The sequence below is a fragment of the Bombilactobacillus sp. ESL1097 genome, assembly GCF_058107205.1.
The window spans coordinates 702,658-721,084 of the sequence record NZ_JBYLUB010000002.1 but is presented as its reverse complement, the minus strand read 5'-3'; the positions used below and the strand labels follow the sequence as shown (position 1 = coordinate 721,084).

The 18,427-nt window shown below is 37.3% G+C and carries 19 protein-coding genes; 6 read left to right on the top strand and 13 right to left on the bottom strand.

From position 1 onward, the window contains the following. Window positions 1-6: 6 nt before the first annotated feature. Both AC3B6D_RS07445 and AC3B6D_RS07440 read right to left on the bottom strand, forming a co-directional pair. Window positions 7-984: an alpha-ketoacid dehydrogenase subunit beta gene (locus AC3B6D_RS07445; RefSeq protein WP_489757847.1), complete on the bottom strand. Its 978-nt coding sequence runs from the start codon at window positions 982-984 to the stop codon at window positions 7-9. Between the two features lies 1 nt (window position 985). Next, entirely contained in the window at window positions 986-2,086 is a 1,101-nt protein-coding gene (locus AC3B6D_RS07440; RefSeq protein WP_489775288.1) for a thiamine pyrophosphate-dependent enzyme, read from the bottom strand. 197 nt (window positions 2,087-2,283) lie between these two features. Between AC3B6D_RS07440 and def the strand changes: the two genes are divergently transcribed. From def to AC3B6D_RS07420, 4 genes are all read left to right on the top strand, one after another. Further along, on the top strand, window positions 2,284-2,850 hold the full coding sequence (gene def / locus AC3B6D_RS07435; protein ID WP_489757845.1) for a peptide deformylase: 567 nt from the start codon (window positions 2,284-2,286) through the stop codon (window positions 2,848-2,850). A gap of 141 nt (window positions 2,851-2,991) precedes the next feature. Beyond that, window positions 2,992-3,213 (top strand): DNA-directed RNA polymerase subunit epsilon, encoded by a 222-nt coding sequence (locus AC3B6D_RS07430; protein ID WP_489757844.1) that lies wholly within the window; start codon window positions 2,992-2,994, stop codon window positions 3,211-3,213. 3 nt (window positions 3,214-3,216) lie between these two features. Continuing rightward, complete coding sequence (gene rnjA, locus AC3B6D_RS07425) at window positions 3,217-4,905, top strand: ribonuclease J1 (RefSeq protein ID WP_489757843.1); 1,689 nt, start codon at window positions 3,217-3,219, stop codon at window positions 4,903-4,905. A gap of 101 nt (window positions 4,906-5,006) precedes the next feature. Continuing rightward, window positions 5,007-5,945 (top strand): diacylglycerol/lipid kinase family protein, encoded by a 939-nt coding sequence (locus AC3B6D_RS07420; RefSeq protein ID WP_489757842.1) that lies wholly within the window; start codon window positions 5,007-5,009, stop codon window positions 5,943-5,945. Window positions 5,946-5,959: 14 nt separating this feature from the next. Here the strand turns inward: AC3B6D_RS07420 and recD2 are convergent, their stop codons facing one another. The 9 genes from recD2 to AC3B6D_RS07375 all read right to left on the bottom strand — a co-directional run bounded on the left by recD2 (window position 5,960) and on the right by AC3B6D_RS07375 (window position 14,065). Then, window positions 5,960-8,341 carry an SF1B family DNA helicase RecD2 gene (recD2, locus tag AC3B6D_RS07415; protein WP_489775287.1) on the bottom strand — a complete coding sequence of 794 codons (2,382 nt, stop codon included), beginning with the start codon at window positions 8,339-8,341 and terminating at the stop codon, window positions 5,960-5,962. Next, window positions 8,338-9,009, bottom strand: coding sequence for a tetratricopeptide repeat protein (locus AC3B6D_RS07410; protein ID WP_489775286.1), 672 nt, complete (start codon window positions 9,007-9,009; stop codon window positions 8,338-8,340). The genes recD2 and AC3B6D_RS07410 overlap by 4 nt, the downstream gene beginning before the upstream one ends. A gap of 16 nt (window positions 9,010-9,025) precedes the next feature. After that, window positions 9,026-9,688: a histidine phosphatase family protein gene (locus AC3B6D_RS07405; RefSeq protein ID WP_489757839.1), complete on the bottom strand. Its 663-nt coding sequence runs from the start codon at window positions 9,686-9,688 to the stop codon at window positions 9,026-9,028. 303 nt (window positions 9,689-9,991) lie between these two features. After that, complete coding sequence (mnmA, locus tag AC3B6D_RS07400; protein ID WP_489775285.1) at window positions 9,992-11,101, bottom strand: tRNA 2-thiouridine(34) synthase MnmA; 1,110 nt, start codon at window positions 11,099-11,101, stop codon at window positions 9,992-9,994. Window positions 11,102-11,115: 14 nt separating this feature from the next. Continuing rightward, window positions 11,116-11,460, bottom strand: coding sequence for a cysteine desulfurase (locus AC3B6D_RS07395; protein WP_489757837.1), 345 nt, complete (start codon window positions 11,458-11,460; stop codon window positions 11,116-11,118). An 11-nt stretch (window positions 11,461-11,471) separates the two neighbouring features. Then, window positions 11,472-12,617 (bottom strand): cysteine desulfurase family protein, encoded by a 1,146-nt coding sequence (locus AC3B6D_RS07390; RefSeq protein ID WP_489775284.1) that lies wholly within the window; start codon window positions 12,615-12,617, stop codon window positions 11,472-11,474. Window positions 12,618-12,633: 16 nt separating this feature from the next. Next, window positions 12,634-13,323 (bottom strand): 5'-methylthioadenosine/adenosylhomocysteine nucleosidase, encoded by a 690-nt coding sequence (locus AC3B6D_RS07385; protein ID WP_489757835.1) that lies wholly within the window; start codon window positions 13,321-13,323, stop codon window positions 12,634-12,636. Between the two features lie 20 nt (window positions 13,324-13,343). Continuing rightward, entirely contained in the window at window positions 13,344-13,517 is a 174-nt protein-coding gene (locus AC3B6D_RS07380; RefSeq protein WP_489757834.1) for a hypothetical protein, read from the bottom strand. Window positions 13,518-13,522: 5 nt separating this feature from the next. Further along, the gene (locus AC3B6D_RS07375) at window positions 13,523-14,065 is read right to left on the bottom strand and encodes an NUDIX hydrolase (RefSeq protein ID WP_489775283.1); all 543 of its coding nucleotides are present in this window, start codon (window positions 14,063-14,065) and stop codon (window positions 13,523-13,525) included. 87 nt (window positions 14,066-14,152) lie between these two features. Between AC3B6D_RS07375 and AC3B6D_RS07370 the strand changes: the two genes are divergently transcribed. Both AC3B6D_RS07370 and AC3B6D_RS07365 read left to right on the top strand, forming a co-directional pair. Next, window positions 14,153-14,602 carry a DUF3290 family protein gene (locus AC3B6D_RS07370; protein ID WP_489757832.1) on the top strand — a complete coding sequence of 150 codons (450 nt, stop codon included), beginning with the start codon at window positions 14,153-14,155 and terminating at the stop codon, window positions 14,600-14,602. Window positions 14,603-14,612: 10 nt separating this feature from the next. Beyond that, window positions 14,613-15,251, top strand: coding sequence for a DUF421 domain-containing protein (locus tag AC3B6D_RS07365; protein WP_489757831.1), 639 nt, complete (start codon window positions 14,613-14,615; stop codon window positions 15,249-15,251). A gap of 177 nt (window positions 15,252-15,428) precedes the next feature. On the opposite strand, the gene AC3B6D_RS07360 is transcribed toward AC3B6D_RS07365, so the two are convergent. Both AC3B6D_RS07360 and ileS read right to left on the bottom strand, forming a co-directional pair. Further along, on the bottom strand, window positions 15,429-15,647 hold the full coding sequence (locus AC3B6D_RS07360) for a cold-shock protein (RefSeq protein ID WP_489757830.1): 219 nt from the start codon (window positions 15,645-15,647) through the stop codon (window positions 15,429-15,431). Beyond that, window positions 15,644-18,424: an isoleucine--tRNA ligase gene (gene ileS / locus AC3B6D_RS07355; protein WP_489775282.1), complete on the bottom strand. Its 2,781-nt coding sequence runs from the start codon at window positions 18,422-18,424 to the stop codon at window positions 15,644-15,646. The genes AC3B6D_RS07360 and ileS overlap by 4 nt, the downstream gene beginning before the upstream one ends. Window positions 18,425-18,427 lie beyond the last annotated feature (3 nt).

Sequence of the window (18,427 nt, the reverse complement as noted above, 5' to 3'; positions counted from 1 at the left end):
TTCCGATTAGTAATTTAGAATTTCTTTTGCTTTAGCAACAATTGCATCTTTACGAGGAATCCAGACTTCTTCACCCAAAGCAAATGGGTAAACTGAATTAGGTGCAGCAACCCGACCAATTGGTGCATCCAAAGACATAATAGCATCTTCAGCAATCGCAGAGGCAACTTGTGCACCAACACCAGCCATTTTTTGAGCTTCTTGGATTACAACTACATGATGAGTCTTTTCAACTGATTTGAAAATGGTTGCTGTATCAATTGGAGAAACAGTCCGTAAGTCAATAACTTCTGCAGAAACGTTATCCTTAGCTAATTCTTCAGCAGCTTTTTGAGCTTCTTGAACTTGAGCACCATAAGCAACTAATGTAATGTCATTACCTTCTTGAACAACATTAGCTTGATCTAGCGGTACAGAGTACTTTTCATCAGGAATATCATCTTTCATTGAACGATATAATTTCAAGTTTTCCAAATAAAGTACGGGGTCATTATTTTCAATAGAAGAAATTAATAAGCCTTTAGCATCATATGGATTACTTGGCATTACAACTCTCAATCCAGGTACGCCGACAAAGAAGTTTTCAAAGTTATCTGAATGCATTTCAGCTGTATGTGTACCACCACCATATGGTGAACGAATAGTAATTGGGCTTGTCTTCTTACCATTAAAGTGATAACGCATCCGGGCCATTTGACCAGCAATAGAGTCAACACCTTCTAAGGTAAAGCCAGAAAATTGGATTTCTGGTAATGGCCGCCAGCCAGTTAAACCTAAACCAATTGACAGACCCAAAATACCAGATTCAGCTAATGGGGTATCAAATACTCGGTCCTCACCATATTTTTCTTGAAGACCTTGAGTAGTTCTAAATACACCACCATTTTTACCAACATCTTCGCCGAAAATCAAAGTCTTAGGATCATCTTTTAATTCAATATCTAAGGCATCTGTAATAGCTTGAATATATGATTTTTTAGTCATGTTATTTGGACTCCTTTTCTTCAAATTCAGCAATTTCAGCTTGCATTTCTGGAGTAGGAACTTCGAAAGTCCGCTTCAACATATCAGAAACTTTGTCTGGTTTGACTGCATCAGCTTCTTTTAATGCATCTTTAAATGAATCTTTATATTGTTTAGTTAATTCTTCTTCATGTTCATCAGTCCACAATCCCTTATCAGTCAAAATCTTGCGCATTCTGATTAATGGATCGCGGTCTAACCATGGTTGTTGTGCTTCTTTAGAACGATAACGACTTGGATCATCACCAGCAGAAGAGTGAGCACCATAACGGTCTGTCAAAGTTTCAATCATAACAGGACCATTACCAGCTAAAATATACTCACGAGCAGCTTTAGCAACACTATAGCAAGCCAAGATATCCATTCCGTCAACTTGAACAGCAGGAATACCAGCAGCAGCAGCCTTTAAGGTTAAAGCCTTGGCAGCAGTTTGTTTTTCTCTTGGAACAGAAATAGCATAGTTGTTGTTTTGAACGATAAACAAAGCAGGAGCTTGGAACGCACCAGCAAAGTTCATACCTTCATAGGAGTCACCCTGAGAAGTACCACCATCACCAGTATAACTAAAGGCAATTGCATCTTCGCCATTTTTCTTTAAGCCTAAAGCTACACCAGCTGTTTCTAGATAAGCCGCACCAATGATGATTTGTGGCATCAAAGCACGAGCTTCAAATTCGTTACCCTTAACATGACCACGTGACCATAAGAATCCTTCGGTTACTGTAGCACCATGTTGAATTAATTGAGGAATATCACGGTAAGCAGGCAGAAGGAAATCTTGCTTCTTCATTGCCATAACTGTTCCCATTTCAGTGGCTTCTTCACCAGCTGTCGGAGCATAAAAACCCATCCGACCTTGGCGAGAGAAATTCATCGTCTGTTCATGTAGTGCACGTTCCCAGACCATTTTTTCCATAAATTCCACTAATTGTTCATCACTAAAACTGTCAAATACAGTCTTATTAACAACCTTTGCCTTTTCATCGACAACTTGAATTGGATCAGGAAATTCTGAAAGATCTTGCTTAATTTTGGAAAAATCAACAATAGACTTATTTGCCATATTTTACCATTCCTTTCGCAACCTTCAATTTTATTTGTAAGGGTTTCCAGAAAGTATTTTAACATTTTTTAGAATTAAATCCAAGGGATAATTCCAACTAATTTTGGTAAATTTTTTTTAGTATTGGCACTCTATAAATTGAGTATGCTATTATTATTCATAATAATATTATGCTAACAAAAGAGGTTTAATTTTTTATGTATATGATGAAAGATATTACCCGTGATGGTAATCCTGTTTTAAGACAATTAGCCCAACCTGTCCAATTTCCTTTAAGTCAAAAAGATCAACAACTCGCACATGATATGATGGAATACTTAATCAACAGTCAAAATCCTGAATTTGCACAAAAGCATCATTTACGCGCTGGTGTGGGTCTAGCTGCTCCACAAGTAGGTGTTTCAGAGCAAATGGCTGCCGTTTTAGTTCCTAATGAAGATAATGACTCAGACAAAGATTATGCACTAAAAATTACTTTAATTAATCCAGTAATTATTTCCAATTCTGTCCAAAAAGCCCAATTAGCTGAAGGCGAAGGCTGCCTATCAGTCGACAAAGATATTCCGGGCTATGTGCCACGAAGTGCACGAATTACCATTCGTTACCAAGACTTTGATGGTCAAACTCAAACTATGCGTGTTAAAAATTATCCAGCAATTGTTTGCCAGCACGAGATTGATCATTTAAATGGACATTTATTTTACGACCATATTAATATGTCCGCCCCATTTGCTGCTGAAGAAAATACGATTATCATTTCTTAATTAGTCTTTTCAATGCTCTGATTTTGAAGGGAGTTGTTTATATACAAGCAACTCTAGATGTGATACCATTTATTTAACTGTTGATTTAATCAACCACTGACAACGTTTAATTATTTAATTAAGAATTAAAGGAGAATTCCATTGATCTACAAAGTTTTATATCAAGCTAATAATGTTCAAAATCCGCGTCGAGAAACTACCGAGACTCTTTACACAGAGGCTGAATCTGCCATTGATGTTCGCTCTGCAATTGAAGAACAAACTGATTACAATATTGAGTCAATTGAAGAATTAACTGGCAATTATTTGGAGTACGAACAAAAAAGTCCTAATTTTCAATTGACTAAACTCTCGGAGCTTTAGTATATGAATTTGAATATTAAGCAAAATGAAGTTGCAGTTTTTGCCATTGGTGGTCTCGGCGAAATTGGTAAAAATATGTACGTTATTCAGTATCAAGATGAGATTGTTGTCGTAGATGCTGGTATTAAATTTCCTGAAGATGAACTTTTAGGAATTGATTATGTTATCTCTGATTATCAATATTTAATTGACAATCGTGCAAAAATCAAGGGTTTATTTATTACTCATGGTCATGAAGATCATATTGGTGGTATTCCTTACTTTTTACAAAAAGTTCCAAATGTTCCTATTTATGCGGGTCCGCTCGCTACGGCTTTAATTAAGGGGAAGCTAGAAGAACATGGCTTACTAAATTCTACTGAAATGCATGTTCTTCAAGAAGATGATGTTGTTTCCTTTGATAAATTGAGTGTCGAATTTTTTAGAACCACGCACTCAATTCCAGACACGTTAGGTATTGCTGTTCATACACCGCAAGGAACTATTGTCCAAACGGGAGATTACAAATTTGATTTGACACCCGTAGGTAACCAACCAGCCCCTAATTTACAAAAAATGGCTAAGTTAGGATCTGAAGGTGTTTTACTACTACTATCTGATAGTACTAATGCGGAAATTCCTACTTTTTCTAAATCTGAACGCTTTGTAGGTAATACGATTCACCAAATTGTTGAACGCATTGATGGTCGAATTATTTTCGCCACTTTTGCTTCCAACCTGTATCGAGTTTCTCAAGCAGTCGATGCTGCCATGCAAAATGGACGGAAAGTCGCAGTTTTTGGACGTAGTATGGAACAAGCCATCGTTAATGGACGAGAGTTAGGTTATTTAGATATCCCGGATAGTGAATTATTAGACTCCGCAGAAATTAGTAAATTACCGGCTAATAAAGTCATGTTATTATGCACAGGCTCTCAAGGTGAACCCATGGCTGCTTTGAGTCGAATTGCAAATGGCACTCATCGCCAAATTTCGATTCAGCCCAATGACACAGTGATCTTTTCGTCCAATCCCATTCCGGGTAATACGATTAGTGTAAACCATCTAATCAACGAATTAGAAGAAGCTGGCGCCAATGTTATTCATGGCAAAGTTAATAACATTCACGCTTCTGGTCACGGTGGTCAAGAAGAACAAAAATTAATGTTGCGCTTAATCAAGCCGAAATATTTTATGCCCATTCATGGTGAATACCGCATGCTCAAGATTCACACCGAATTAGCACAATTATGTGACGTCCCCAAAGAAAATACTTTTATTTTTGAAAATGGTGATGTCTTGGCGTTAACCAAAGACTCAGCACGTAAAGCTGATCATGTTCCTGCTGGCGACGTTTATATTGATGGAAATGGAATTGGTAATATTAGTAATAAAATTATCCAAGACCGTCAAATATTGTCCGAGGAAGGTTTGGTAATTGTGGTAGCTACTATTGATTATCAAAAAGGGCTCGTTTTATCAGGACCCGACATTCTCTCGCGCGGATTTGTTTATATGCGCGAATCTGGTACTTTAATCAATCAAGCACAAAAGCATGTTTTCCACACAATTAAAACTCACTTAGATAACAAACAAAATCTTTCCGAAGCAACTTTAAAGCAGGATATTATTGATAATTTACAAGAATTTTTGTATCGTCGAACCGAAAGACATCCAGTCATTTTACCGATGATTGTTTCCGTCGAAGTTTAAAAAAATTCAAAAATCATAAAAAAGCTGAGAAGTTTTTTCTTCTCAGCTTTTTGTCTGCTAAAATAAGACTATCACTTATTAAACTAGAAAGGGAGTTGCTTATGGACAACAGCCGTGTAAACTTTTTTATAGTGGTTAATCTACACGCTGCTAGCAATCACGCTAAATATTGTCTAAAAAGATCGACCAAATACTTAAACCAATTGCGTCAAAGCTATCAAGTATTCACCACACCACCACAAGGAGCACAGACATTAGTTAAAAATTTAATCAATCGGCGCTTACAATCACAACAAAAAATTATTATTATTGGTGGTGATGGAACTTTAAATCAAGCCATTAATGGTGTCAAGCAGTCTAATAGGCCCAACACACCACTCGCCTATTTACCTGCTGGTTCAGGTAATGATTTTGCGCGCGCGTTGAATTACAAACCGCATCATGAAAAACAAATTTTACAAAATCTTTGTCACCAGCCCACCAGCAAAGCATTAAATTTAGGTCAGGTTACTTATCACCAGCAAAAACTATTCTTTATTAATAACTTTGGCATTGGTTTTGATGCCAATATTATTCAACTGACCTTAACTTCACCTTGGAAAAAACGATTTAATCAGCTCCACTTAAGTAAATTAATCTATGTTTCCCAAATTTTCAAGGCTTTCAAGCGTCCTACTTTTTCGGTTAAATTAACATTTAACAATCAATCTATCACTTTAAACAATATTTTTTTGTGCGTGTTAGCTAATCAACCTTATTTTGGCGGCGGTGTTCCCCTAATCCCCCCTGCAAATCTGCAAGAAAAAAAATTAAGTTTAGCCACGGCTCAGGCGCATTCCTGGAAAGCGCTCTTTAAACTAGTTAAACAAGTTTTTCTAACAGGGGATCACTTACAAAACCCAGCTGTGCACCACTTTATTCTTCAAAAAGCACACCTGCAAATAAATTCTCAGCAATTCATCCAAGTGGATGGTGAATTAGTCAAAGAGCATATCTTAGACTTAGACATCAATTGTGCTGAACAAAACTTTTGGTTATAATCATTTCGTGTTACTTAATTTTTTAAAAAATCTGTCGGTTTTAATCCATTTAGCCCAATTAATGGGTCAATTTGTTGTTCTAAAATCATTTTTAAAGTTAACGTTTGTGTTTTTGGATCAGTAACTTCTGACGTAGTAGTTACTGGTTTTTTTAATGCAAAAACTTCCTGCAAACGCGCTGCTAAACAAGTTTGCCGTTGACTGGACTGATCAGCAATGGCTTGCCGATAAGCACTTTGATTGCCCAGCAGAATTAACTTGGACTTAGCCCGTGTAACTGCTGTGTATAATAAGTTTCTTTTCAACATGCGCGATTGCTGTTGTACTAAAACCACAATGACCAAATCAAATTCACTACCTTGAGCTTTATGAATTGAGGTACAATACGCCAAAGTAATATTATTAAGATCAGCCCGTGCATAAGAAATTTCACGACCATCAAAATTTAAATGAATTAAATCGCCCTGTTTTTTGTTGGGATTATCTTTGGCTAAAGTAATTCCTGTTACCAATCCTGTTTCGCCATTAAAAACATTTTTTTCAACATTATTAACTAATTGAACTACCTTATCGCCAATCCGGTATTCAATTTTGCCAAAGTGAATAACTTTACTGTCTGGCGTTAACGGATTCAATGTTTCTTGCATCACCTGATTTAAATGATCGATTCCCGCTGCTCCGCGATACATAGGTGCTAAAATCTGAATATTACTCAAATCAAAGCCTTTTTGCTGACTCCTTAAAACGATTTGCTGTAAAACATGCGCCACCTGATACGCGTCACAATTAATAAAACTGCGATCGGCAAAATTTTGAAATAATTGTTCAGTAACTTGTCCTTGATTAATTTGATGTGCTAATTCAATAATCGTTGAATCTTGATTTTGGCGATAAATTTTGGTTAAACAAACTGTTGCAAAAACTTGACTAGCAATTAAATCCGAAAACACTTGTCCTGGTCCAACCGACGGTAATTGATCACGATCACCAACTAAGACCACTTGCATTCCCGCGGGCACCGCTTGAATTAGTAAATCAAATAACTCCGTATCTACCATCGAAACTTCATCAATAATTAGCAATTGACCTTGAATTTCATTAACTGTAATTTCTGTCGGATCTTCTTGACCAGTCAAACCTAGTAAACGATGGATCGTTCCAGCTGGCAACCCCGTATTTTGCATCAGATGTTTGGCTGCGCGACCAGTTGGCGCCGATAACACAATGGGGAAAGGCTTGTCTTGATAATCATCGGGATCTAACGAACAATGATGAACTTGAGCAAAAGCATTGACTAAGCCATTAATAATCGTAGTTTTTCCAGTACCGGGGCCCCCCGTTAATAGGACAACAGCATTCGTTAGTCCTTGATATATTGCTTGTTTTTGATTGTCATCATAACTAATATGCAACTGTTGTTCAATTTGCTGTAACACTGCCGCTAATTTTTTAGCAGACAAATTCTCCGGGACAAACTGTGACTGTAATAACTTTAATTGCTGAGCAATCGACCATTCTTGTTCGTATAAAGATTTTAAAAAGTACCGCTCTGGCGCTTCAACACAAATACGCCCTTGCTGAATTAAAGCTTTCAAAGCCGTTATGATGGACGATTGTGTAACTGGAGTCAAATTAGCAATATTAATTAATTGTAACGTCCCATTAATTAACTCTGTTTGTAAACAATAAGTATTGCCCGTCGTATTAACATTTGTTTGCAGCGTTTGAATGACCGCCGCTTGAATACGTTTCGGATCATCAGCTGCCAGACCAAAAGTCCGTGCTAACTGATCAGCGCGACGAAAACCAACGCCTTTAATATCATCAATTAACCGGTACGGATTTTGATGCAAAATATCCAAGGTTTCCTCTTGATAACGATGATAAATTTTAAATGATAATTTATTACCAAACCCCAGCTGATTTAATTGTAAAATAATTTCTTCCGTTTGATAAGATTCCTGCAAAACATCAAGCAAGAGCTTTTTTTTAGCCGCACTTAACGGCAACTGTTGTACTACTTCTGGATTATTAATAATGACTTGAATAGCTTGATCACCTAGTAAATCAACAATTTTTTCAGCTGTTTTTTTACCAATCCCTGGAAATTGTTCACCAGAAAAATATTCAATTAATGCTTTCGAACCATTAGGTGTTTCCTTTTGATAGCGTTCACACTTTAACTGTTGCCCATATTTAGGATGGGTTACTAATTGTCCAAAGAAGCGATAATTTTGCTCCGCTGTCAATTCTGCAAAGGTACCTGTTACAACAATTTCACTGTCGGACCAAGCAAAAGAAGTTTCTTGAACTTTGATGAGCATAATTTTAAAAAAGTCTTCAGGTTTTTCAAAAAAAACCGCTTGAACAGCGCCAACTACATAGTCTTCACTCATTTATCTTGATCATCTTTCTGCTGTGCTTGTACGTAACGTTCAATCTCCGCTAATTGCTGCTGATGCTGCTTTACATAGGCAGGATCTAATTGTTGTGCTTGTTGAAAATGTTGTGAAAAATGACGATCACCATTGACCATTTCACACAACGCCAATTTAAAGTAACTCTCCGCTTGTGGCTTTAATTGTAATGCTTGTTGATAATAAGTTTGCGCCTGTTGGAATTGTTGTAATTGTATTAATAAGTCCCCCACCAACAAAAAATTAGCAACCACCTGCTTATTGTGATCTAACGCTGTTAAAGCATAGACTAAAGCCTGCTGTAATTGATTATTCTTTTGTGCTGTTTGAGCTAATAAATAATACGCATCACTTAACAAATCAGGTTGCTTAATTGTCATTAATAAAGCTTTGGCACGGTCTAATTTGCCCGCTTGGTAATAAATCACAGCCAAATTATAATCAATTTCTTGGGCCTTGGGAAATAATTGTTTAGCTTTTAATAACAGCTCTTCCGCTTCAGCTAAATCACCACCCGCTACTAAATAACTTGCTAACTGTAAGAACCAAGTTAAATGTGTCCAGTCAGTTTGCAATGCTTTAGCTAACAATTCAACTGCTGCCTGCTTGTGACCTGCTTGAAATAATTTAGCTGCTCGTTGGTTCATTTCGTCAACTCCATTTTTAAATAGTATCCGTCTGATCTAAGTTACGATGTAAATAACTCGTATCATTCCACTTAATTAAATCAAAGGTTTGACCATAATCTTGCGTTGCTAAAGTGGTTAAACCGGTATTAGACATGCCGCCTTCTTTGCGCATATCTTTTAATGATACGCCTAACAAAGCTTTAATCATTGCTACTAAGGCTGCTCCATGACTGACTAACAAATAAGTTTGATCGCCTTGAACATCTTGTTGGGCTAAATCTTTAATAAATTGATCGGCTCGGGCAATAACTTGCGTAAAAGTCTCACCGTTGATTAGGCGCGGATCATATTGACTGGGATCGTTGCGAAAAGCCCAAATTAATTGCGGATATTTTTGTTCTGCTGAACTAAATTTTTGTCCTTCTAACAGACCCAAATCAAACTCTTTCAAAGCCGCCGTCGTTGTCACCGGAATACTCCCACCCAAATCTTGAGCCAAAGTAGTGGCTGTTATGTATGCTCTTTTAATCGGACTTGAATAAATATGATCAATCTTTTGGTCGGATAAGTGTTGTGCTAATAAACTGATATCGCGATAACTTGATTCTAGTAAAGGTGAATCACCCTTTGCTCCTTGATAACGCCCCTCAGAATTCCATTGTGTCTTACCATGTCTCACAAAATAAAATTTAGTCATAATCTCAAACTCCCTAATCCCAAATTACCTTACTAATGCTTAATATTATCGTTGATTCAACTAAATTATTCAAGTTCAAATGATTTTCATGGTAAATAAAAAGAGATTGGAACCATCAGATTTACGATCGTTGTTCATCAGCGCAACGAACATTAGTCTGACAAAAGTCCTTCATTAACATTTCACGGCATTAAATTTTCAAAGTCTCAGTCCAGACTTTCAAATTTAAACCGCTTTGCTAACAGCCAGACTCTTTGGTTCCAATCTAAATTAAATTCTAAATTTTAGCAAGTAAATCTGATCTTAAACATACTGCAATTGTTGTTGCTTACTATAAGCCCGATTAATTGTCGCACCACCTAAGCATTCTGCTCCGTCATAAAAAACTACTTCTTGACCAGGAGTAATGGCCCGCACAGGTTGTGCAAACTCAACTGTTAGACCCGTTGCTGTTTTGGTGACCACGACATCAGTATCAGCCTGACGATAACGGAACTTAGCACTACAATGCAATGGTTGTGTTAGATCTACTGGTCGAATAAAAGATGCATCGGTTGCCTCTAAACTATCCGCATACAATAAAGGATTATCATAACCTTGATCTACATACAAAATATTTTGCTGTAAATCTTTGCCCACAACAAACCACGGCTCATTAGACTGACCATTACCGCCCAAACCTAAACCTGAGCGCTGACCAATTGTATAATACATCAGGCCAGAATGTGTCCCAACTTCTTGACCATCAGGAGTCAACATACGGCCACTTTGAGCTGGTAAAAACTCACTTAAAAATTGCTTAAAATTACGCTCACCAATAAAGCAAACACCAGTAGAATCTTTCTTTTTAGCAGTTGCTAAGCCAGCTTCTTCGGCAATTTGCCGAACTTGCGATTTTTGTAAATGACCAATCGGGAATAAGGCATTTTGTAATTGATCCTGAGCCACTGTACTTAAAAAATAAGTCTGATCTTTATTAGGATCAGCTCCCCGCAACATATGAATTAATCCTGATTCATCACGTTGTAATTGAGCATAGTGCCCCATTGCAATGTAATCAGCATCCAACTGCAGCGCATAATCTAAAAATGCTTTAAACTTAATTTCTTTATTACACATTACATCAGGATTTGGTGTCCGACCGAGTTTATATTCAGCCAAAAAATATTCAAAAACCCGATCCCAATATTCTTTTTCAAAGTTCACAGAATAATACGGAATCCCAATTTGATTAGCTACCTTAGCCACGTCTTCATAATCTTCGGTTGCTGTACAAACTCCGGAATCATCACTTTCATCCCAGTTTTTCATAAACACGCCGACGACATCATAACCTTGTTGCTTTAACAATAAAGCTGAGACGGAAGAATCAACTCCACCACTCATACCTACAACTACACGCTTTTTTGCCAATCAATTCACCTTTTCTAACTATTATTTACTTTTTGTATAATCTGTCGTTGGAGCAAATTATCTAACGCATAATGATACTGCTCCAGCAATTCTTCATTATCTTTCAATTTAAAAATATTAATTTTTTGTAAACCACTACTATCCGTCACTGCTAGATTCAAAGTTTTTAAATCCCGTTTAATTTTAACTTTTAACACATAAGCAGCCTGGTATGGCGACAGCGCACTCAGTGGTTGTTCCCATGAAAAATTTCCTTGGCTTGATTTAGTAAAGCCAATATCTTGCAGAGCATACACTTTAATCTGAGGATGAACTTGATACTGATCTGAATCACCAGTTACTTGAGCTAACATTGGCATTTAACCACCTCCTAAATTTTTTCACGAACAATTTGAATTAAATTATCAGTAAGTTTGAGTATATCACTTTTAGTTGTAAAAGTGTCAAAACTAATCCTAATCGATTCATTAACACGGTCACTAGTTGGGCCAAACATCGCAGTTAACACATGCGACGGTTCCAAGCTCCCCGCCGTGCAAGCAGAACCACCCGAAATGACGACCCCTGCTAGGTCCAATTTAATTTGTAAAATCGAAGTTGCCCAGCCTTTGAGCCACAAATTCAAAATATTGGGCGCACTTGCCGTTATTTTGGGGCCGTTAACTGCAAAATCAACCTTGTGTGCTGTTAATTGATCAATGATTAACTGTTTATAGCCCGTAAAACGCTCTCGATCCTGCTGAATTTGTTGATTATCGTGAAATTGCACAGCAGTTTGTAAACCAGCAATCGCAGGAATATTTTCCGTACCAGCCCGCTTTTTGTTTTCTTGATCACCACCATGAATCAAAGACGGTAAATTGACACCAGTTCGTTCATACAGAAAGCCCAACATTTTAGGTCCATTCAATTTATGAGCCGAAGTAGTTAATAAATCGACATTTAATTGCTGTACATCCAAAGTTTGATGGCCGTAAGCTTGTACCGCATCTGTATGAAACAAAGCTTGGTGTGATTTGAGAATTTGACCAATTTCTGCAATTGGGTTTTGTGTCCCCACTTCATTATTAACGGTCATAATAGATACTAAAATCGTATCAGGCCGTAAAGCTTGCCGAAAATCAGTTAAACTAATCTGGCCAAATTCGTCGACTGGCAAATAAGTAACTTCAAAACCTTTTTGCTCTAAATAAGCCATAGATTTTAAAACAGCTTCATGCTCAATTGCTGTCGTAATAATATGCTTACCCAACTGTTGCTGGCTCAACGCAGCCATAATAATCGCAGTATTGTCACCTTCGGAACCACCACTATTAAACGTAATTTCACTCGGTTGCGCATTAATACTTTGAGCAATTACCGTTCGGGTATCATCCAAAACTGCTCGTGCTTGGCGGCCGTAAAAATTAGGTGTAGAGGCATTACCAAAATTATTAGCTAATTGTTGTTCCATCGTCGTCACAACTGCCGGTGCCAACCGCGTCGTCGCGGCGTTATCTAAATAAACATGCTCCATGATTATTATTACCTTCTTAATTATGATCCATAAAGTTTAATAACATCTGTACTGAACGTTGACCCGCATCTTGGACAAATTCATCAAAGGAAACATTGGCTTGATCATCACCAACATCACTCATTGCTCGAATGATGACAAATGGAATTTTAAATTGTGTAGCCACTTGTCCGACGGCTGCACCTTCCATTTCTACAGTTAAAGCATCCGGAAAATCTTGTAAAATTTGATCCTTTTGCTGCTGACTACCAATAAATTGATCACCTGAAACAATCAAGCCCACACGGCTAGTTTGCCCAACCATTTGTCCGGCGTCCACTACTTGCTGAACCAATTTAGAATCAGCTTGGAAATAAAGCGGTTGTTGTGGCAGTTGTCCCTTCGGATAATCAGAGGCTGTTACATCCACATCATGATAAGCAACCTGCTTAGAAACCACAACATCACCCACACTTAAGCCTGAACCAATTCCGCCAGCTGAACCAGTATTAATTAGCACATCTGGTTGGTAATTATTACATAAGATGGTCGTAACCATCCCCGCTTGTACTTTGCCAATACCACTTTGTGCCACCACTACTTGGTGTTTTTGGTAACAGCCAACTATTAACTCGATTCCGGCAATTTTTTCCACCGTTTTATTAGACAAAGAATTAGTTAAAACACCCATTTCTTCAGCCATTGCTACAATAACACCAATTTTCATACTTCATTCCTCCTATTAAGTTAAACAAAAAATAAAATTAAATAAACTAACACAATTAACAAGCCAACTATTATAATGCACCGATTCAACCATTGTTTTAACCGACTAGACTTAGCTTGCGGATCAAAGCGGCTCCAAGTTGGAACGGTCTCAGATGTTGTATCTTGTTGATCTAAATCTGTAGTTTCTTTCATCTCAATTAAGCTCCCATTAATTGTTGCCAAAACATGATGGCTAATATCGTTTTAGCATCACAAATTAACCCTTGTTGAATTTGATTTTGGGCTTGAGTTAACGTCAACAATTCAATTGATAAAAATTCATCCGGATCTAACGGCCGCTTGTGTGCCACTGGTTGGACCGTCGGCGCATAATATAAAGTTATATATTCGTCACTAAAGCCCGGCGTAGAATAAAAGCCCGTCAAAAATTGTAACTTTGAACAAGTATAGCCAGTTTCCTCGTTCAATTCTCGTAAAGCTTCACTTTTGAGATCAACACAATCAGGTTCCACTTTACCGGCTGGAATTTCTAAAGTCAATTGTCGGAGTGGTTCCCGCCATTGCTTCACCAATAAAATTTGGTGATCAATCACCGTTAAAATCCCAACAGCTCCGTGATGATGAACAATTTCTCGTGTCGCTTGTTTCTGATTAGGTAACAGCACGGTCTCTACAGCGACATCAATCACCCGTCCTGAAAAAATTTGCTTAGTACTTAATTTCTTTTCTTTGAAGTCCAATTTAGCCCTCCGTTTAAAATAATGCGTTAATCCCTATTAATTCGAATTTTCTTGCTATAATCAGCGTTAGAGAATGGGGGGTCTAGTTTGTCTAACTTTTATACTTATCATTACCTAACGCAACAACCTAGCCACGTCAACAATATTATCTTGTTAATTAATGTTATTTTACTGACTATTGTCATCATATCATTATTACTTTTTTTGAGCCATCGCGATGATGGCAAGTACCGTGAATTGACTATTATCACGATTTTAGCTCTGCTACTAACATTAACTATCCAATATGATAATTGGCAACAAAACCGCAACTCTGCCAATGGTAATAGTCAAGTTGCCAGCTTGATCAAACAAGTTAGTCTCAATCAACATATTCCAGTCAAGCACATTTATTCTAATTCAACAATTCTAACTAACGGTATGTTAATCAAAATTAATTCTAAAATTATGAAAGTCAATTTAAATAATGACAATTCCAGTTTTGAATTAGTTCGCGTCCACTTAACTAATCCGAAAATTCACATTATTAACCACTAGGAGGTAACAAATGACTTTTTATTGGCAAACTTTTATTAAACTCATTATGGGATTTTTTGCCATGATTATTCAAATTAATCTATTAGGTAAATCCAATTTAGCTCCTAGTAACGTGATTGATCAAATGCAAAATTTTGTCTTAGGCGGAATTATTGGTGGCGTTTTATATAACTCTGAAATTACGTTATTACAATTTTTCATTGTTTTGCTAATCTGGACCTTGGTGGTCTTTACGATGAAATTTTTAACCAATCATAATCACTTAATTAAACATTTTGTAGACGGCGAACCCACAATTATTATTTCGAATGGCAAAATTTTATCTGAAAGAACTGCCAAAGCGGGGCTATCCGCGCATGACTTAGCTTTCAAGTTACGTCAAGCTGGTATCAATGATTTGAACGATATTGATAAAGCCGTTTGGGAACAAAATGGTCAAATTAGTTTTACCGTTAAAAAAGATCTCAAATATCAATTTCCGGTCATTATGGACGGACAACTTGATCAACTCGGTTTGGAATACACTAATCACACTGAACAATGGGTCACCGACCAGTTAAACCAACAAGGCTATCAAATTTCCGACATTTATATCGCCATGGTGGACCACGAAGGACTGCGCATCTTTCCTTACGGTATTCAACATTAAGTTCTGCTAAACATAACTTTTGATTAATTGTTTATTTTTTTGAAAATTAGTCAAATAACATTACCATTATACTGTAAGATTTTCTTTTTAGTTAGTAATTAACTCACCATGCTGACTGATAATCTCTAAAAATGCTCTATAGCAGCTAAAACTGCCATAGAGCATTTTTATTTGTATTTAATCTGTGACTGACGGTTGCACGTGGACATTAACCGCTTGTGGGCCTTTAAATCCTTGCGCCATTTCAAAATAAACTTTTTGGCCTGCGGTTAAGGTTTTAAACCCCGTACCACTGATAGCTGTAAAATATACAAATACCCTTTGCTGCGTTTTCGCAGTAATAATCTCGCCAATCCCCTTTTTATCATCAAACCAATCTACTGTTCCGGTAATCATTTTTCCAATCCTTCTACTACAGCTTCTGGATAATCTTGACGGACAATTTGTGCACAACGGGCACATAACATTGCTAACTGTTTGTCTTGACCAACATCTTCCTTAGTCATGCGACACCGTTCACAAACTTGACCACTAGCAGGAGTAACTTTAACCTGCACATCATCATATTCATCAGCTTGAGTTAACGGTTGGTCAGAAATATTAAATTGCGAAACAATCAATAATTGTCCAACATTAACCTTTAATTTGGTCAAAAGTTGTCTTAAATGATCATTAGGATAGATAGTTACTGCGGCTTCCATCGATTTACCAATCAATTTTTGATCACGTAAATTTTCTAATGACTTCAAAACATCGGTGCGAAAGTCCATAAATTCTTGCCAATCAGTCAAAATCTGTTCAGCATTGTCATAGTTTTCAACCGTGGGCATCTGTGTTAATTGGGCATAATCTTCAGGTTCTTTTAATTGTAGCCAAACTTGTTCCATTGTGTGTGGCAAAATAGGTGTCAATAATTTAGTTAACTTAACTGTCGCTTCGTAAATAACCGTCTGCATCTGTCGCCGGGCTAACGAATTCTTGGATTCAATATAAACCACATCTTTAGCAAAATCTAAATAAAATGCAGACATATCATTAATCAAAAATTCATTAACTTGTTTAATAATATCGACAAAATCATAATGATCATAGTTGGCCAAAACCTTAGCAACTAAGCGATCTAATTTAACAAGAATATATTGATCAACTGAACTTAACTTAGCATATTCCACTGTATCTACTTGAGGGTCAAAATCACTGGTATTGGCCAACATAAAACGTAGTGTATTGCGAATCTTCCGGTACGCATCTGACGTTTGTTTAAAGGCATCCATAGAAACAGGAACATCTGAACTGGTATCAACTGAAGCTACCCACAAGCGAATGATTTCCGCACCGAACTGCCGTTCAACATCACTAGGAACAATGACATTGCCCAATGACTTACTCATCTTACGTCCCTTAGCATCTAAGGTGAAACCTTGCGATAAAATCTTTTTATATGGTGCTTGACCCGTAACTGCCACCGAAGTAATTAAACTAGAATTAAACCAACCTCGATATTGATCAGAACCTTCCAAATACAAGTCTGATGGAAAATGTAGGTCCGGGCGTGTTTTCAAAACTGCTTGATTACTGGACCCAGAATCAAACCAAACATCCATAATATCTGTTTCTTTAGTAAATTGGCCATTCGGACTCCCCGGGTAACTAAAACCTTCTGGTAACAATTCTTTGGCAGATCTTTCAAACCAAACATTGGAACCATATTGTTCAAACAATTGCGCTACATGTTCAATTGTTTCGGGAGTCATGATTGCATCACCATTTTCAGCATAGAAAATTGGTAAAGGTACGCCCCAGATCCGCTGTCTAGAAATGACCCAATCACCACGATCTTTAATCATATTATAAAGTCTAGTTTTACCCCAACTTGGTTGAAAATCTAGTTGATCAATTTGATCTAAAATCTCATCCCGCATCTTGTCAATGGAAGCAAACCATTGCGGCGTAGACCGAAAAATCACTGGCTTTTTGGTTCGCCAATCATGCGGATAACTATGCGTAAAGAAGTCTAATTTAACTAATGTCTGCTTTTCTTGCAACAGTTTTGTGACCACCTTATTAGCATCGTCATAAAAGACACCTTCAAAACCTGGTGCTTCATCAGTTAAGCGTCCTTGACCATCCACTGGTGATAATACGTCTAAATGGTATTTCATTCCGACATTAAAGTCATCGCCACCAAGACCAGGAGCCGTATGCACTAAACCAGTTCCTTCATCTAAGGTAACATGATCACCCAAAATTAAGACTGAATCACGATCATAAAAAGGATGACTGGCCACTAAATATTCAAACTCGGAACCTTTATATTCACGAATTACTTGCCATTGATCCCACTCTAAAGTTTGTGCCAAGTATTCAATTCGGTCACTAGCTACCACATATTTTTTGCCTGTTGGTAATTTAATTAATGAGTATTCAAACCGTGGGTTAACGGCAATCGCCTCATTAGCTGGTAACGTCCAAGGTGTTGTGGTCCAAACTAAAAATTCCGCATCATCATCTACTACACCCTTACCATCTTTGACCGGAAAAGCCACATACAAAGACGGGGATTTAATATCATGATATTCCACTTCAGCTTCCGCTAAAGTTGACTCAGAAGATGGAGACCAGTAAACCGGCTTTTTACCACGATAAATCAGTCCGCGCTCCACCATTTTACCAAAAACCCGTACTTCTTCAGCTTCATACTTAGGTTGCAATGTAATATATGGATTATCCCAATCACCACTGACGCCTAAACGCTTAAAATCCGTACGTTGTTTTTCTATTTCTTTCATTGCAAAATCATAGCATAATTGGCGATATTGGGCCGAGGTCATTTCTTTACGATTGACACCTTGCTTTGTCAACTGTTGTTCAATTGGTAAGCCGTGTGTATCCCATCCAGGAACATAAGGTGCCCGAAAACCAGCCATTGATTTGTAACGCACAATAAAATCCTTAGTAATTTTATTCATGGCGTGGCCCATATGAATATTACCGTTGGCAAACGGTGGTCCATCATGTAACACAAAAGTTGGACAATCGGCATTTAACTTTTGCCGACGTTGGTAAATTTGATTTTCTTCCCAATCTGCTTGCCACTGGGGCTCCATTTTGGGTAAATTACCACGCATTGGAAAATCGGTTTTACCTAAATTTAGGGTTTCTTTAATTTTCATCGT

Bases quoted from the DNA above. Each gene is read 5' to 3' on its own strand.
- AC3B6D_RS07445 (WP_489757847.1), bottom strand. From the start codon at position 984: ATGACTAAAAAATCATATATTCAAGCTATTACAGATGCCTTAGATATT.
- AC3B6D_RS07380 (WP_489757834.1), bottom strand. From the start codon at position 13,517: ATGAAAGAAACTACAGATTTAGATCAACAAGATACAACATCTGAGACC.
- AC3B6D_RS07405 (WP_489757839.1), bottom strand. From the start codon at position 9,688: ATGACTAAATTTTATTTTGTGAGACATGGTAAGACACAATGGAATTCT.
- AC3B6D_RS07385 (WP_489757835.1), bottom strand. From the start codon at position 13,323: ATGAAAATTGGTGTTATTGTAGCAATGGCTGAAGAAATGGGTGTTTTA.
- AC3B6D_RS07360 (WP_489757830.1), bottom strand. From the start codon at position 15,647: ATGATTACCGGAACAGTAGATTGGTTTGATGATAAAAAGGGGATTGGC.
- AC3B6D_RS07390 (WP_489775284.1), bottom strand. From the start codon at position 12,617: ATGGAGCATGTTTATTTAGATAACGCCGCGACGACGCGGTTGGCACCG.
- def (WP_489757845.1), top strand. From the start codon at position 2,284: ATGTATATGATGAAAGATATTACCCGTGATGGTAATCCTGTTTTAAGA.
- AC3B6D_RS07395 (WP_489757837.1), bottom strand. From the start codon at position 11,460: ATGCCAATGTTAGCTCAAGTAACTGGTGATTCAGATCAGTATCAAGTT.
- AC3B6D_RS07365 (WP_489757831.1), top strand. From the start codon at position 14,613: ATGACTTTTTATTGGCAAACTTTTATTAAACTCATTATGGGATTTTTT.
- ileS (WP_489775282.1), bottom strand. From the start codon at position 18,424: ATGAAAATTAAAGAAACCCTAAATTTAGGTAAAACCGATTTTCCAATG.
- AC3B6D_RS07440 (WP_489775288.1), bottom strand. From the start codon at position 2,086: ATGGCAAATAAGTCTATTGTTGATTTTTCCAAAATTAAGCAAGATCTT.
- recD2 (WP_489775287.1), bottom strand. From the start codon at position 8,341: ATGAGTGAAGACTATGTAGTTGGCGCTGTTCAAGCGGTTTTTTTTGAA.
- AC3B6D_RS07420 (WP_489757842.1), top strand. From the start codon at position 5,007: ATGGACAACAGCCGTGTAAACTTTTTTATAGTGGTTAATCTACACGCT.
- rnjA (WP_489757843.1), top strand. From the start codon at position 3,217: ATGAATTTGAATATTAAGCAAAATGAAGTTGCAGTTTTTGCCATTGGT.
- AC3B6D_RS07410 (WP_489775286.1), bottom strand. From the start codon at position 9,009: ATGAACCAACGAGCAGCTAAATTATTTCAAGCAGGTCACAAGCAGGCA.